12 protein-coding genes are annotated in these 15,753 nt (G+C 66.2%); 7 read left to right on the top strand and 5 right to left on the bottom strand.

Annotated elements, in window-relative coordinates:
- Nucleotides 1-181 precede the first annotated feature (181 nt).
- On the bottom strand, nt 182-967 hold the full coding sequence (locus tag ACW9TV_RS04565) for an NF038132 family protein (protein WP_494304672.1): 786 nt from the start codon (nt 965-967) through the stop codon (nt 182-184).
- A 213-nt stretch (nt 968-1,180) separates the two neighbouring features.
- Here ACW9TV_RS04565 and ACW9TV_RS04560 point away from each other — a divergent pair, with 213 nt between their 5' ends.
- The 3 genes from ACW9TV_RS04560 to ACW9TV_RS04550 all read left to right on the top strand — a co-directional run bounded on the left by ACW9TV_RS04560 (nt 1,181) and on the right by ACW9TV_RS04550 (nt 5,900).
- On the top strand, nt 1,181-2,206 hold the full coding sequence (locus tag ACW9TV_RS04560; protein ID WP_494304671.1) for a quinone-dependent dihydroorotate dehydrogenase: 1,026 nt from the start codon (nt 1,181-1,183) through the stop codon (nt 2,204-2,206).
- Nucleotides 2,207-2,253: 47 nt separating this feature from the next.
- Nucleotides 2,254-4,047: a gamma-glutamyltransferase gene (gene ggt, locus ACW9TV_RS04555; RefSeq protein WP_494304670.1), complete on the top strand. Its 1,794-nt coding sequence runs from the start codon at nt 2,254-2,256 to the stop codon at nt 4,045-4,047.
- A gap of 92 nt (nt 4,048-4,139) precedes the next feature.
- Nucleotides 4,140-5,900 (top strand): AMP-dependent synthetase/ligase, encoded by a 1,761-nt coding sequence (locus ACW9TV_RS04550; RefSeq protein WP_494305030.1) that lies wholly within the window; start codon nt 4,140-4,142, stop codon nt 5,898-5,900.
- A gap of 214 nt (nt 5,901-6,114) precedes the next feature.
- Here ACW9TV_RS04550 and ACW9TV_RS04545 read toward each other — a convergent pair whose 3' ends face one another.
- The 3 genes from ACW9TV_RS04545 to ubiE form a co-directional block, all read right to left on the bottom strand.
- Nucleotides 6,115-7,872, bottom strand: coding sequence for an ATP-dependent nuclease (locus ACW9TV_RS04545; RefSeq protein WP_494304669.1), 1,758 nt, complete (start codon nt 7,870-7,872; stop codon nt 6,115-6,117).
- Nucleotides 7,873-8,204: 332 nt separating this feature from the next.
- Nucleotides 8,205-9,728 carry an AarF/UbiB family protein gene (locus ACW9TV_RS04540; RefSeq protein WP_494304668.1) on the bottom strand — a complete coding sequence of 508 codons (1,524 nt, stop codon included), beginning with the start codon at nt 9,726-9,728 and terminating at the stop codon, nt 8,205-8,207.
- Between the two features lie 7 nt (nt 9,729-9,735).
- Nucleotides 9,736-10,473 (bottom strand): bifunctional demethylmenaquinone methyltransferase/2-methoxy-6-polyprenyl-1,4-benzoquinol methylase UbiE, encoded by a 738-nt coding sequence (ubiE, locus tag ACW9TV_RS04535; protein WP_494304667.1) that lies wholly within the window; start codon nt 10,471-10,473, stop codon nt 9,736-9,738.
- A gap of 45 nt (nt 10,474-10,518) precedes the next feature.
- On the opposite strand from ubiE, the gene mutM reads away from it, so the two are divergent.
- The 4 genes from mutM (at nt 10,519) to ACW9TV_RS04515 (ending at nt 14,998) form a co-directional block, all read left to right on the top strand.
- A complete protein-coding gene (mutM, locus tag ACW9TV_RS04530; protein ID WP_494304666.1) occupies nt 10,519-11,331 on the top strand; it encodes a bifunctional DNA-formamidopyrimidine glycosylase/DNA-(apurinic or apyrimidinic site) lyase in 813 nt (270 codons plus the stop codon).
- Nucleotides 11,332-11,444: 113 nt separating this feature from the next.
- Nucleotides 11,445-11,708, top strand: a complete 264-nt coding sequence (rpsT, locus tag ACW9TV_RS04525) for a 30S ribosomal protein S20 (RefSeq protein ID WP_374374829.1) — start codon at nt 11,445-11,447, stop codon at nt 11,706-11,708.
- 716 nt (nt 11,709-12,424) lie between these two features.
- A complete protein-coding gene (gene dnaA / locus ACW9TV_RS04520) occupies nt 12,425-13,915 on the top strand; it encodes a chromosomal replication initiator protein DnaA (protein WP_494304665.1) in 1,491 nt (496 codons plus the stop codon).
- A gap of 396 nt (nt 13,916-14,311) precedes the next feature.
- A complete protein-coding gene (locus ACW9TV_RS04515) occupies nt 14,312-14,998 on the top strand; it encodes a hypothetical protein (protein WP_494304664.1) in 687 nt (228 codons plus the stop codon).
- A 169-nt stretch (nt 14,999-15,167) separates the two neighbouring features.
- Here the strand turns inward: ACW9TV_RS04515 and ACW9TV_RS04510 are convergent, their stop codons facing one another.
- Nucleotides 15,168-15,557 carry a glycine zipper 2TM domain-containing protein gene (locus tag ACW9TV_RS04510; protein WP_494304663.1) on the bottom strand — a complete coding sequence of 130 codons (390 nt, stop codon included), beginning with the start codon at nt 15,555-15,557 and terminating at the stop codon, nt 15,168-15,170.
- Nucleotides 15,558-15,753: the final 196 nt, after the last annotated feature.

The raw sequence follows: 15,753 nt of genomic DNA, 5'->3' as shown, positions 1-15,753 counted from the left end.
CGCGGCGGAAATGACCATCCCTTGGGTCGCAAGCCATTGATAAGGCCGCCGCGCGGCTTCTGTATTGGACGAATTCGACATGATTCCGAACCAGCGGAAATCCGCCGCTTCCAGCCGCAAAGCAAAGCGCCGCGCGGATGCCCTGTGCATCCGCGCGGCGCCCGCTCAGCTCAGATCCGGATCAGGCCGCGAACTGCGACTTCCGCCGACGGGCGCGGGCGGCATGGCCCACCAGCCCGAAGCCCAGGATCAGCATTGCCCAGGTCGCCGGCTCCGGCACGCCCGGGGTCGGATCGATCGGCTTGTCGTCGATCACCAGCCCGGCGAAAGCCAGGCCCGAATCCCAGATCGTGTCGACATTGTTCGCCACACCCAGCTTCAGCGTGTAGGTGCCGGCCGTCTCGATGATGTAGGTGGATTTGATCCAGCCCGTGTAGCCGCAACCGGTCGAATAGCAGCGCCCCGAATAGGACCCCAGCGGCGACCACACCGGTCCGCCCGCAATGATCGGGGTGCTGCCCGGCGACAGGACGACACCCGGCGCAAGGCCCGGCAGCCCGAAGCCCGGAACCGTATTCCCCGAAGGCGTGGTGCGCGCGGTAAACAGGATCAGGTCGTCAGAGCCGTTGTTCAGCGCCGACCAGCCGAAGTCCGAGAAGCCGGCCCCGTCCGAGGTGACGTAGTTGAAATAGAATTCCAGCTTCGAACCGGCCGCCGCCGTGAACTGCGAACTGGTGTAGCGCGACCCGTTGGTGCCGGTCACGCTGCCGGGAATGGCGCCGCCACCCGACGTTCCACCCAGGGTGGAGACATAGCGATAGCTGCCGCCGATCGGCGGCGCCGTCACCACGCCGTCGGCGCCGAGCACGCCGCAGGTTCCCACACAGGATTGCGCAGACGCCGCCCCCGGCGCCAGCATCAGCCCCAGCGCGAATGCGCCAAGCCCGATCCTTGTCTTGATGCCCATCGAAAACTCCCTCTGTTTACAGAACCGCCGACCCTCGACGGCTCGCATGCCGAACCATGCAAGAATCATGCCGCCTGCCCAAGCCGCTGTGAATCAAAGTTTCGTCACCAGGCCCCGATCCCGCCTGTGTAAATAATTCCGACACTCCGGCGGATTTCCGCGCCCATCCCGGCTTGCCCGTGCGCGCCCCCGCCCCTAATCAGGGATCACGTGATGTTCCGGCTGCTCCGCCCTGCCCTGTTCACCCTTTCGCCGGAAACGGCGCATGAACTCACGCTCGCGGCGCTCGCCCTTGCGCCCGCCGGCCGAGGCCCCGCGCCCGATCCCGTCCTCGCCACCCGCTTCGCGGGCCTCGCTTTTCCAAGCCCCGTCGGCCTCGCCGCCGGCTTCGACAAGGATGCCCGCGTCTGGCGGCAGATGCTCGGGCTCGGTTTCGGCTTCGCAGAGGTCGGCACCCTCACCCCGCGCCCGCAGCCGGGCAACCCCCGCCCCCGCATCTTCCGCCTGGCCCGGGATGAGGCCGTCATCAACCGGCTGGGCTTCAACAACGGTGGGCTCGAAGCGGCCCTGCCCCGCCTCGCCCCGCATGGCCGCCTCGGCGTCAACGTCGGCGCCAACAAGGATTCGGCGGATCGAATCGCGGATTATGTCACCGGCGTCAGGGCCGTGCGCGACACGGCCGCCTGGATCACGCTGAACATCTCGTCGCCCAATACCCCCGGCCTGCGCGGCCTTCAGGGCGATGCCCTGCCCGAACTGCTCGCCGCCGCCGCGGAAGCACGGGGGCAGGACGGCCCGCCGCTCTTCCTGAAGGTCGCCCCCGATCTGGATACGGAACAGATCGACGGCATCGTCAGCGCCGCACGGAACAGCGCGCTCGCCGGCCTCATCGTCTCCAACACCACGATCGCCCGGCCGGCCGGCCTCGCCAGCCCGAACGCGGCCGAAACCGGCGGCCTCTCGGGCGCGCCCCTGTTCCAGCCGTCCACCGCGATCCTGCGCGAATTCGCGCTCCGCCTCGAAGGCCGGCTGGCGCTGATCGGCGCGGGCGGCGTCGGTTCGGCCGAACAGGCCTATGCCAAGATCCGCGCCGGCGCCTCCGCCGTCCAGCTCTACACCGCCATGATCTACAAGGGCCCGGGCCTCGCGCGCCGGATCGCACAGGGCCTGTCCCTCCTCCTCCGCCGCGATGGATTCCGCTCCGTGGCGGACGCCGTCGGCGCAGACCTGCGGAATTAGCGCGGCACCACCTTGAGCAGCGCCCTGCCCTTCCGTAGGGGAAGCCCATGCAACATCCGTTCCTGACGGCCGCCCTTGTCGCGTCCCTGCTCGTTCCGGGTTCGCCTGCGCTGGCCCAGGCGGTCGAAACCGCACCGACCACCCGCTTCTACCAGCCCTCGGATGAAACCAGCCGCCGCGCCCCCGCCAGCACGGCCGCCACAGGCCCGGCCGTCGCCACATCGGCGGATCCCATCGCAACCGCGGCCGGCCGCACCCTCCTCGAAGCGGGCGGCTCGGCTGCCGACGCCGCGCTGGCGATGATGATCGCGCTCACTGTCAGCGAACCGCAGTCGTCCGGCCTCGGCGGCGGCGGCTTCCTCGTCTGGCACGATGCCGCCACCGGGCAGACCCACACGATCGACGGCCGCGAAAAGGCCCCCGCCGCCGCCGGCTCCGCGCGCTTCCTCAAGCCGGACGGCACAGCGATGACCTTCCAGCAGGCCGTCCCCGGCGGCTATTCGGTGGGCGTCCCCGGCACGATCGCCCTCATCGCCGATGCCCACAGGCGCTGGGGCAAGCGCCCCTGGGCCGAACTCTTCGCGCCCGCAATCGCGGCGGCGAAGCAGGGCGTCCCCGTCACGCCGCGCCTCAACCTCTTCACCACCAGCCGCAAGGCGATGCTTGGCGCCGATCCCGCCGCCGCCCGCATCTTCCTCGATGCGCAGGGCGAACCCTGGCCCGTCGGCCATGTCCTGCGCCAGCCGGAACTCGCTGCCACGCTGGAAACGCTCGCCGCAAAGGGCCCCGACGCCTTCTACAAGGGCCCGATCGGCGCCGCCGTCACCACGGCCGTCGCCAACGCCTTCGCCAACCCCGCCGCCCTCACCGCGGAAGATCTCGCCGCCTACAAGGTCGCGGATCGCGCACCGCTCTGCCGCCCCTACCGCCAGTGGAATGTCTGCACCATGGGCCCGCCGTCGGCCGGCGGCATCGCGGTGCTGCAGATCCTGCTCCAGCTCGAACGCTTCGATCTGAAGTCACTGGGCGCAGACAATGTGCTGGCCCAGCATCTCTTCGCCGAATCCCAGCGCCTCGCCTATGCGGATCGCGAAGCCTTCGGCGCGGATGCCGATTTCGCGCCCGTCCCCGTCGAAGGCCTGCTCGCGCCCGATTACATCCGCGCCCGCTCCGCCCTGATCCGCATCGACCGCGCGATGGAAGCCGCCCCGCCCGGCACGCCGGCCGGCGCCGCCCCCCGCGCCGCGCAGCGCCTGGCCGACATTCCCGCCACCAGCCACATGGCCGCCGCCGATTCCGCCGGCAATGTCGCCACCCTCACCTCCACGATCGAGGGGCCCTTCGGCTCCGGCCTCGTCGCGGCCGGCTTCCTGCTGAACAACCAGCTCACCGATTTCGATTTCGCCCCCGTCCGCGCAGACGGCGAAGCCGCGCCCAACGCCGTCCAGCCCGGCAAGCGCCCGCGCAGCTCCATGGCGCCCGCCATCGTCTACGACAGCGCAGGCAAGCCCGTCGCCGCCTTCGGCGCGGCCGGCGGCGCCACCATCATCGCCCAGGTCGCAAAGGCCATCATCGCCCACCTCGATTGGGGCCTCGGCATAGAGGACGCCCTCGCCGCCCCCCAGATCATCGCAGACAGAAGAGGCCTGCGCTACGAAGCAGGCACCCGCCTCGACCAGCAGGCCGCCGCCCTCAAGGCGCTCGGCCATGCGGATGTCCGCCCCGCCCCGCTCCCGCTCAAGGCCAACGCGCTCGCCCGCGTTCCCGGCGGCTGGCGCGGCGCGGCGGATCCGCGCTCGGAAGGTCAGGCCTATTCCACCGGGGGGACCAAACCGAAATGAGCCTTGCCGACATCGAACGCGCCGAACGCCTGCGCGAAGCCGAACGCGCTGTCCTCGAAACCGGCGTCGAAAAGTGGAAGAACCTCGTCCAGATGTTCTTCGGCCAGGCTGCCCGCCTGGGCGACGCCGCCTTCCTCTGGCAGAAGAAGGACGGCCGCTGGGTCAGCCTCAGCTGGGCCGAAGCCGCCGTCCGCGTCGCCAAACTGGCAGAAGCGCTCACCGCCCTCGGCCTCGCCCCCGGCGAGCGCGTCGTCCTCGTCTCGGAAAACCGCCCCGAATTCTGCCTCTTCGATCTCGCGATCATGGCCGCCGGCGGCATCACCGTGCCCACCTACACCACCAACACCCCGCGCGATCACCTCCACATCCTCGAAAACTCCGGCGCGGCCGGCGCCATCGTCTCCAGCACCAAACTCGCCCGCCCGCTGATGGAAGCCGCCTACCAGTCCGACGCCTGCCGGTTCATCATCGGCATGGAACCGCTGAAACTGGGGCAGACATCCGATCGCATCGACCTGCACGACATGGACAGCCTCATGGCCGCCCAGCCCGGAAACGTCGCCGCGATCAGCGCCGCCGCCACCATGAAACGCTCGGACACCGCCTGCCTCATCTACACGTCCGGCACCGGCGGCACCCCGCGCGGCGTCATGCAGCACCACGGCGCCATCCTCCACAACGTCGCCGGCTGCATCGATATCGTCCAGGCCGATTTCCCGCCCGAACCCCGGCGCGAAACCTTCCTCTCCTTCCTCCCCCTCTCCCACGCCTACGAACATACCGCGGGCCAGTTCTTCCCCATCGGCCTCGGCGGCGAAATCTACTATGCCGAAGGCCTCGAAAAGCTCGCCGCCAACATCGAGGAAGTCTCCCCCTCGATCATGGTCGTCGTCCCCCGCCTGTTCGAGGTGCTGCGCGCCCGCATGCTCAAGACGATCGAGAAGGAAGGCGGCCTCGCCCCCCGCCTCCTCGCCGCCGCCGAACGCATCGGCCGCAAGCGCTACGAAACCGGCGCCGTCCCCCTGTTCGACAAGCCGATGAACTTCCTCATCGAACGCACCCTCCGGAAAAAGGTCCGCGCCCGCTTCGGCGGCCGCCTGAAGGCCCTCGTCGCCGGCGGCGCGCCCCTCAGCCCCGATGTCGGCTTCTTCTTCGATGCCATCGGCCTCACCCTCCTCCAGGGCTACGGCCAGACGGAAGCCGGTCCCATCATCAGCTGCAACCGCCCCGCCGCGCGCATCAAGATGCACTCCGTCGGCCCGGCGCTCCGCGATACCGATGTGAAGATCGCCGAAGACGGCGAAATCCTCGTCGCCGGCGAACTGGTGATGAAGGGCTACTGGAACAACCCGGCGGATACGGCCAAGGTCCTCACCCCGGATGGCTGGTTGATGACAGGCGACATCGGCCTCCTCGACGAGGACGGCCACATCGTCATCACCGATCGCAAGAAGGACATCCTCGTCAACGACAAGGGCGACAACATCGCCCCCCAGCGCGTCGAAGGCCTCCTCACCCTCCAGCCCGAAATCGCCCAGGCCATGGTCTATGGCGATCGCCGCCCCTACCTCGTCGGCGTCGCCGTGCCAGACGCCGAGTTCATGATGGAATGGGCCGCGAAACACGGCGCAGAGGTGAAGACACTGCGGGAAAACCCCCAATTCCACCGCGCCGTCCAGGCCGCGGTGGACCGGGTCAACGCCCAGCTCTCCGTCATCGAAAAGGTCCGCCGCATCATCCTCGCGGACGAACCCTTCACGGTCGAAAACGAACAGATGACGCCCAGCCTGAAAATCCGCCGCCACGTCCTGAAAAAAACCTACGGCACAAGGCTGGACGCCCTCTACAAATAACCCGCCACCCAACCACCCCTCCCCTTCAGGGGAGGGGCAGGGGTGGGGGCGCAGAGCCCCCGCCAACCCTGCCGTCGCGCACCGGCCATCACCGCACCCCACCCCCCCTTCGCCCCGGACCTGATCCGGGGCCCAGCGCCGTAAGCCATATTCGCGGCTATCTGCATCATCGCCGCGGCGGTCATCATATTCCTCGCTCAATGTGTCCTGTATCCTAGGGTTCGCAAAGTCCGCGGATGAGTTCGACAAGATAGCGCACATCCTCAGGCACCTCTGCGGCTAGCATGGCATTGGCAATGTCGATCGGCCTGACACCGAGTTGGGCTTTCACGGAATTGGGGTGTTCGTGGGTGATCTCTTTGCCGCGAGCATCGACCATCGCGTCAACGACATCCCGCGAAGCGAAGTCGGCAGGCACGGCAAGGGCGTGCCCGGCCATTAGTTGCACGACATCGGCCTCGGGCCGGTCGCTCGCCCGCGCAATTGCGGGGGGCCACAGCAGGTAGTTCTCAATATGGCGACGACGCCAAATCTTGAGGTGCAAGTTCGGTTCAACATTGTTTTGCGATCGGTCGGAAAGCGTGGCCTTGTCTATCTGGCCGATCGCCATGTCATCGCGGTCGCGCAGACTCACCGCGACCAAATCCGGTATCTCCGCTTTCAATTGGAGGAAGAGGTGCTTGCGTTCGGTCGCGCCGCCGGTCCACGGCCAGATAACTATCTTCTTCGGCCATTGAACGCCGAGCTGCTTCGCCCAGGCCTGTAAGAGTCTCGCGTCGCTCTCAGCCTCCACGATCAGCATCCGCTTCGACTTGCGAAGGGGGTCTAGCTTCGGCGCGTATTCGCTGCCCAACCCGACGAACAGGCTTACCTTCTGCTCATCCCGATGGAGGTACTTGGCCGATGCGCCCCTAAACTCCATGATCTGCGTGTGCTCAGCGGCGCGCAAGATCTCGGTGCTATGGGTTGCGAGCAGTACCTGCTTCCCTGAGGAATCGATGATCTCTTCAAGCGCCTCGATGAGCTGAGCCTGCATCGATGGGTGCAGGTGCGAGTCCGGCTCGTCGAGGAGCAGTGTGCAAGTGCTCGGGCTGAGCGCGAGCGCGTAGACGCTAAGCCACTGTAGAAAACCGCTGCCCTCGGCCATAAGGTCGCGTGCGTTAAAGTTGGGATGGCGCGTGAATGTAGTCCCGTTGAGTGAGCCCTTCACGCAGTTGACTCTGATGTAACTGTGAAACAGCTCATTGAACGGCTCGACGACGAGCTGCATTCCGAAAATACGGCCCATTGTAGCCTGGAGAATCTCCCACGGATCCTCCTCGCGGAGCCGCTTGAGGTCGGACGACTTAATCTTCGCACGACCTTCCTTGAGCCGGGCGCGTGCCGCTAGGTTGGTCTCGTGCATATCGAGGAGTAGGTTGCGGATGACGCCTCCAGCGAGTCCTCGTCCAATCAATCCGCGCCGCTCGGCACCAGTCATCTTGTTCTCGCGTTGCGCAATTCCCGCGAACGGCGGCAGATAGGCGACCGCCGGAAGGGTATCATCATTCGACAAATTCGAATCCGACGCCTTGACGAATAACCGGTCGTTGGTGAGCGCTAAGGATAGGCGGAGATGCTTGGCCAAGCCTGCGGTCTTCCAGCCGCACTCAATTGAGAGCGAGTAGCCGTCGTGACCGGGGATTTGGCTCTTGAGGTTGGTCCACAGGTGCTTAAGACTAGCAACAGCTATCGGTGAGAACTCGTCGTCCGATAGGCCAAGACCTTGCCCGGCGTACCCGGCACTCAGGCTCCCACGGCCGCGTTCGTTTTCCAACACTAAGCGGCAAAACTCCCAAACGGCTATTGCCTGTAGCAGGGTAGACTTACCTGAGTTGTTACCGCCTGCGAGGAATGAGATACTGGTCGGTTGTAATTCAAAAGACGAGTTTGCGAACCGCTTGAATCGGGTGAGCTTGACGCTTTCTATCATTCTGTTGCCCCCGCACGCCACTAGATCGATGTTCGACACCACTGTGCTGCGTATCGATACGGATAGCCATACTGTAAACTGACTAAAGAATTCCGGGGACAGCGGGGAATTCCAAGGACAGTTTCCTCAATTCAAGCCCCGCCCCAGTTCGCAATGGCAGGGCAGAAACCCCGCTTCGTCATGATCAACCCCGAAGGCACCATGTCACGCCACCTCCGGCCCGTGGAACATTTCCAACAAACCCTACACGAAATGCCATCAACCCATTGAAAACAAAGTGTAGGTAATTGTTCCACGTGGAACAATTTCAAATGTTCCACAAACCATAACGGTCAGAACAGCCCCGCCAGCAGCACGCCCGCCGCCCCCAGCGCCGCGCCCAGCAGCACCCACGGCCAGCGAGAGGGGCGAGGTTCCGGCAACGGCGGCAGCGGCGGCAGCGGCGGGGCGGCGCTTTCCGGCGGCAGGGCCCGCACGAAACGCTGCGCCAGCCCCGGCAGCTTTCGCAACAGCCGCACATTGGCGATCAGCGCGTCCGCCGCCTTCGCTTCCGGCCCCAGTTCGTCGCGGATCCAGCCCTTCACATAGGGGGCCGCCACGTCCCACATGTTCACGTCCGGGTCCAGGCTCAGCGCCACGCCCTCCACCATCACCATCGTCTTCTGCAGCAGCAGCAGGTGCGGCTGCACCGGCATGTCGAACTGCCGCGTGATGGAAAACAGCCCGTCCAGCAGGTTCGCCACCGAAATGTCCCGCGTGCTCCGCCCCCGGATCGGCTCGCCCACTGCCCGCAGCGCCGTAGCAAACGCCCCCGCGTCATGGTGGGGCGGCACATAGCCCGCCTCGAAATGAATCTCCGCCACGCGGGCATAATTGCCGGTGATCAGGCCATACAGGATCTCCGCCAGGTAAACCCGCGCCCGCCGGTCCAGCCGCCCCATGATCCCGAAATCGATCAGCACCAGCTCCCCGCCGGGCGTCAGCAGGATGTTCCCCTGGTGCAGGTCCGCATGGAAGAACCCGCCGCCGATCGCCTGCTTCAGGAACCCGCGCACCAGCGTCGCGGCCAGCCGCGAACGATCCGCCCCGCTGGCTTCCACCGCGGCAAGATCGGTCAGCTTCACGCCGTCCACCCATTCCAGCGCCAGCGTCCGCCGCGTCGTCAGCTCCCAGATCACGCGCGGCACGCGGATGCCCGGCTCGCCCCGCACCGCCTCGGCCAGCTCGCTCGCGTTCCCCGCCTCCCGCCTGAGGTCCAGTTCGGCGTTCGTCCACTGCCGGAAGGTCTCGATCACCACGCGCGGCTTAAGCCGGGCGAACTCGCCCCCCAGCCGCTCCACCTGCGCCGCGGCCCAGGCATAGCTCGCCAGCGCCCGGCCGAAATCCTGCTCCACCCCCGGCCGCAACAGCTTCAGCGCGATCGGCCGCCCGTCCGGCATCACCGCCCGATGCACCTGCGCGATGGAGGCCGCCCCCGCGGGCACCTCGGAAACCTGCGCCAGATGCGCCCGCCAGCCGCCCGGCAGCGCCGCGTTCAGCTCCGCCTCCACCTGCGCCCAGGGCGCCGGCGGCAGATCATCCTGCAACCGCTTCAGGTCGGCCGCCGCCGCCGGCCCCACAAGGTCCGGCCGCGTCGCCAGCGCCTGCCCCAGCTTAACCGCTGCCGGGCCGCAGCTTTTCAGCCCGCCGGCATAATCCGGCACCGCCGGCGCGCTGGTGCCCAGCCGCAGCAGCTTCGCCCCCAGCCGCGCCGGGCCGGGCACGTCGGGATGCGTCTCGAACGGCCGCAGCGCCCCATGCCCCGCCAGCCGCCGGGCATCGCCCAGCAGGCGCCAGCCATGGGCGAAACCGGGCATCCGCCGGTCAGATCTTCCAGCCGCTGTGGATGGCCACCGCCCCACCCAGGATCGGCCGCGCCTTCACCTGCCGGAACCCGGCTTCCTCGATCATCTTCGCGAAGGCCGGCATCGGCGGGAAGCGCTTGATCGATTCCGCAAGGTACCGATAGGCCTCCTCGTCATCAGCCACCACCGCCCCCACCTTCGGCACCAGCTTCAGCGTATACTGATCATAGATCTTCGCGAATCCGGGCCATTCGCTGCTGGAAAACTCCAGGCAGTAAAAACGCCCGCCCCATTTCAGCACCCGCCGGATGTCGCGCAGGGCTTTCGGAATGTCGGTCACGTTGCGGATTCCGAACGCGATCGTCACCGCGTCGAAGCCGGCGTCCGCGAAGGGCATTTCCTCCGCATTGGCTTCCACGAAATCCAGCTCCAGCCCGCGCTTCTCCGCCCGCTCCCGGCCCACCGCCAGCATGCCGGGGTTGATGTCGGCCACCGTCACCTTCGCCCCGCGCTTCGCGATCCGGAAGGCGATGTCCCCCGTGCCGCCGGCCAGGTCCAGGATGGTCTCGTGCGGCTGCGGCTTCAGCAGCCGCACGAACTCGTCCTTCCACAGCCGGTGCAGCCCACCCGACATCAGGTCGTTCATCAGGTCGTACCGGGACGCGACCCGGCGGAAGATGTCGCCCACCGCCCGCGTCTTTTCCTCGGGCGCCACATCCCTGAAACCCAGGGAAACCAGTTGTTCGCTCTCAGCCATACCCACCCCCTAGCGCGAACCGGCCGGCAGTGCCACTTGGCACCCATGCCCGAACTGCCCGAAGTCGAAACCGTGGTGCGCGGCCTTTCGCCGCTGCTGCTGGGCCGGCGCCTCACCCGCGTGATCGCCCGGCGGCCGGATCTTCGCTGGCCGCTGCCGGATGATCTTGCCCAGCGCCTGTCGGGCGCCACAGTCACCGGCCTTCACCGCCGCGCCAAATATGGCCTCATGGAAACCGATCGCGGGGATACGCTGATCTTCCACCTGGGCATGTCGGGGAAGTTTCACCAGCTGAACGGCGAACCGGGCCTGCACGATCATGTGCTGTTCGAACTGCCCGGCCTGACTCTGGCCTACAACGACCACCGCCGATTCGGCTCCATGCACCTCGTCCCCACATCAGGCGCGGCCGACCATCCGCTGCTGGCAAGGCTGGGGCCCGAACCGTTGTCCGATGCCTTTTCGCCCGGCTGGCTCGCGGGGAAGGCAGCCGGCCGGTCCACTTCGATCAAGGCGCTGATCCTCGATCAGCAGACGGTGGCGGGAATCGGCAACATCTACGCCTGCGAGGCGCTGTTCCAGGCCCGCATCAACCCGGCGCGAAAGGCGGGCGCGGTTTCAGCCCCGCGCCTGTCGGCGCTGGTGGCCGCGCTGAAGGAAACGCTGGACCGCGCGATCGCCGCCGGCGGCTCCACGCTGAGGGATCACGCCCAGGTTTCGGGCGATCTCGGCTATTTCCAGCACAATTTCCGCGTCTATGGCCGCGAAGGGCAGGCCTGTCCGGCCTGCGGGGGCGTCATCCGCCGCCGGATCCAGTCCGGGCGGTCCACCTTCGATTGCCCGGCCTGCCAGCGATAAGGGCAGCCCGACCTTGACGGCACCCCCGCCCCGCAGCTATGTGCGCCGCCTTTCCGGCGGGTAATATGCCTTGCCGGTGGTATTCCTTGATTCTTCGAAAGTGACAGGACGACATGGCGAATACTCCGCAGGCCGAAAAGCGCATCCGCCGCAACGAGCGTCGCGCAGCGGTCAACAAGGCGCGTCTGTCGCGGATTCGCACCCATGTGAAGAAGGTCGAATCGGCGATCGCCGCTGGTGACAAGGCCGGCGCAGCCGCCGCCCTTCAGGCCGCCCAGCCCGAACTGGCCCGTGGCGTCGCCAAGGGCGTGCTGCACAAGAATACGGCGTCGCGGAAGCTTTCGCGTCTGACCAAGCAGGTTTCGGCCCTGGCCTGAGCCTTCCCGGCCCCGGTATCAGCCGGGCGCCTTTCTTGCGTGATCGAATTGCAACAGCGGGCGGCGCATGCGTCGCCCGCTTTGCCATGTGTGGCGAACACCTGACGATCGGCACGCCCAAGGCGGGCAACAATTGATTCGCGTAATTGCAACAAAAGCGTCAATATATAATTGTTGGTTTTCAAATGGTTATGGAAAAGTGCCGCAGAATCTGCTGGTTGCGCTGTCAATCGAAATATTTGCGGCCGGATCAATTTTGCGGCCTTGTGCCGGGGCGTCGGGGCTGATTTAGTCAGCCTGCAAGCCGGCCAGACGGCATCAGGAAGAGGGTAAGGGCAACAGCCCGATTCGCTTCCGGATCAGGGCCGGCAGACCAGACATCAAGCGCATGGCGACCGGTTCCGCCGGAGCCTTTCGCATGGCCGGAACCCGGAAAGACAGCTTTCCGGGACTGGTGGAACCATGGGCGTACGGGAGGGCAAAAAGACATGGGTCAGTTCGCATTCCGAAGCTATCACGCACCGGCCAGCAACGTGCCGGAGCCTGAAGCCGGAAGCTGTGCAACGGCCCGGCTGCCCGCACCGCGATCCCGCCCCCGGCTGGACTAGTCCCCGGCCCGTTCCGCCAGACACCTTGTGATCCGGGGTCCGAATCAGCCGGAGACGTCGCAGACAGCGCCCGACTCCGCACAGAAAAGACGGCAGGTTTTCGCTTCCATGCACAGTATGTTTCCCGCAACGCCTTCCTCCAGCCGCCCCGCCCTTCCGGCCGCGCCGGACGTCCTGCGCGCCACGCCGGAGACGGACGCGGACCATGGCCTGCTGGCGGGCGGCCTGGACCCCGCTGCCCATCGCGGCAGCCTGGATTCGCAGGCGCTGCGGGCCTGGGGGCTGGTGCGGGCCCACCTTCTGTCCGACCTAGGCGAAAAGACCTTCAACAGCTGGCTGAAGCCGCTGCAGCTTTCCGGCGTGTCGAACGGTGAAGTCCGCCTGGCCGTGCCGTCCCGCTTCATGGCGGACTGGGTGAAGAATCACTTCGCGGACCGCCTGCGGCACGCCTTCGCCCAGCACATCCCCGGCATCCGGCAGGTGACGATCGACGTGTCGGCCGCCTCGATCGTGGAAGCCGACAGCGAGTCCGCCGCCGCGCCAGCCCCGGCCACGCCGGCCGACATGCCCGGCTTCGAGCCGCGCTACAGCTTCGATTCGTTCGTGGTGGGCAAATCCAACGAACTGGCCTTCAACGCCGCGCAGGCGCTCGCCTCGGCCGTCACCTCCGGCAAGGCGGCAGGCTTCAACCCGCTGTTCCTCCACGGCCCCACCGGCCTCGGCAAGACCCACCTGATGCACGCCATCGGCTCTCAGGTGCTCGCGGCCAACCCGAAGGCGAAGGTCGTCTATCTCTCGGCCGAGAAGTTCATGGTGGAGTTCCTCGCCGCGCTGCGTGCCAAGGACACCATCGCCTTCAAGCAGCGTCTGCGCTCCGCCGACCTGCTGATGGTGGACGATGTGCAGTTCATCGCCGGCAAGGATTCGACGCAGGAAGAATTCTTCCACACCATGAACGAGATCATCTCGGCCGGGCGCTGGCTGGTGATCTCCGCCGACCGGTCCCCGCAGAACCTCGAGGGCATCGAGTCGCGAATCCTCTCCCGCCTCGCCTGGGGGCTTGTCGCCGACATCAACCCGGCCGACTTCGAGCTGCGCTACAACATCCTGCGCGCCAAGCTGGCCGCCATGCCCGACGCGCAGGTGCCCGACGACGTGGTGCAGTTCCTGGCCCGCAAGATCGTCGCCAACGTCCGCGAACTGGAAGGCGCCCTCAACCGGGTGATCGCCTACGGCAACCTCGTCGGCCGCAAGCTGGACCTGGACTTCACCCGCGAAGTGCTGGCCGACGTGCTGCGCGCCCATTCCCGCAAGCTGACCATCGACGAAATCCAGCGCCGCGTCGCCGACCATTACGCCCTGAAGATCAACGACCTGATCTCGCCCCGCCGCGCCCGCGAAGTCGCCCGGCCGCGGCAGGTGGCCATGTACCTCGCCAAGATGCTGACGCCCCGGTCCCTGCCCGAAATCGGCCGGCGCTTCGGCGGCCGCGACCACACCACCGTGATGCACGCGGTGAAGCGGATCGAGGAACTGCGCGCGACGGATCATGAGCTGGACCGGGACATCAACCAGCTGCGCCGGGCCCTGGATAGCTGAGGTTTATGCCTCCGACGGGCCGGGCCCTGCCCGGCGCCCGGCAGGGGTTTGAAACCCCTGCACCCCCAATGTTTTCTGGTTTTCCGAAACAGATAAGGCCGCGAAACTTTCCGAACTTGGCACGATGTCGAGCAGTGCGTCGCATTTAAGTATACTGTCCCCGGAATTCTGGAGGCATCTTCCTCCGCTTTCACCACCCGCTCAGCCAGAGCTTGTCGAAGGCCCCGACGCGCTGGTGCCTTCGGATCCACATGACGCTCCACGCCAACACCCTCGCGTACGGCGACAAGGTTGACGCCCCCCCGGCCTTCGACAAGCTCTGGCTGAGCGGGGGAGGAGGCGGGGTGCATTGAATTGGGTATACTTCCCCCTGATTTCCAATGGTGGTGACAACATATGATCGATCGGAATGCATTGGCGAAGCTCTGGCATGAACGTTCGAACGTCATGCGGTATGAGATTTTTGGGCCAGCAGACGAACTTTTGCGGCCTGTCTCGATATCAGCTCAAGCTGACGTGGCGGTGCCGGGCATGGTAGGTGAGAATTACGAGATTAATGGGCTGGCTATCGTCTCGATCAACCCGGCCGGCGGAAAAGATGATTTCCGCCCTACTTCGGGCGACGCTGAACTTTATGAAGCCGCGAAGGCAGTTCGCCAGTCTGATGATGTTCAATCATTTGAGCGGATGAACGAGGCATACTGTTTGGGGATGCCTTCATGGGGAGCGCAGTGGCGCCACATCAACGCTATCCTGACAGCAACAAACAGCAGCGTGCGGCAGCTGGCTTATCCGTATCTGGTACCCTTCCGAACCCGGGGCGACAATGGAAGTGCGCTTAAGCAGGAAATAGTTGATCGAGCGTATCAACTGGGTTTTGTCGAAACCATGCTGAAGTTGCAGCCGAAATTAGTGATTCCGGTTGATAGGCATTCGGAGGCAGCAGTGAATCGGCTAAAAAGAGAAACCTCTATGTCCTTCGAAATTATTTATTACACTCGCCAGCAAAACGCCCACGCGACACGAGCCGAGACATTGCAGAGAATCGCGCAGCACCCCTATTCTAATGTTCAACACGAATAACTGGCTTGTGGGCGATTGCGGTTGGTTAACCCGACTTTGGCCTCGCCAGCTCTTTGGGCTGCTGGGATGATTGTTGTGGCGGTCCTGATTATTGGGGGTGCAGGGGCGTCACGCCCCTGCCGGGTGGAGGGCGGCGCCCTCCCCGCCGGAGGCCCCGACTCTTAGCCGATCACCGGCATTCGATGCCGTCGTCCAGTTCCTTGCCCAGGATCGCGCCGAGGCTGCCGCCGATCAGGCTGCCGACCGTCTTGGAGCCGTTGGGGGCGATGACGTTGCCGAGTGTTCCGCCGGCCAGCGCCCCGACGACGAGGCCGGTGGTGCCGTCGGAGCGGCGGCAATAGTAGCGGTTATCGGAGCCGCGGTAGATCGTGTCGTTGCTGCTGAGCCGGCGCGGTTTGTAGCGGCTGTCGGCCACATAATAGCGTTCGGGGTAGCGGGCGTCCCAGCGGGCGGCGTCCTTGGCGCGTTTGCCGTGGGCGGGGGCGTGCCGGGGCGGATCCGCCAGTGCCGGGGCGGCGAGGACCGTGAGGGCGAGGGCGGCGATGGTGTGTTTCAGCATGTTCTGCTCCTTTGCTGTTTCGTGCGGCCCGGTTGCGGAGTTCTGAACGGTTTGGCCGGGACGGATGTTCCGGCCCGGGGACGGTTGATCATGCCGGCCGAACGGGGGATGAACAACGGGGGCTTGCGGGCCCGGCGGTTGTGCAAAGGGGGGCCGGGCGTTGCCCCCTGCCCTCTTCCCTTGCCGTTCGCCCCCT

The organism is Sandaracinobacter sp. T42 (genome assembly GCF_059115405.1).
Note: the sequence above shows the minus strand (reverse complement) of the source record. Positions and strands in the feature narration are given on the sequence as shown.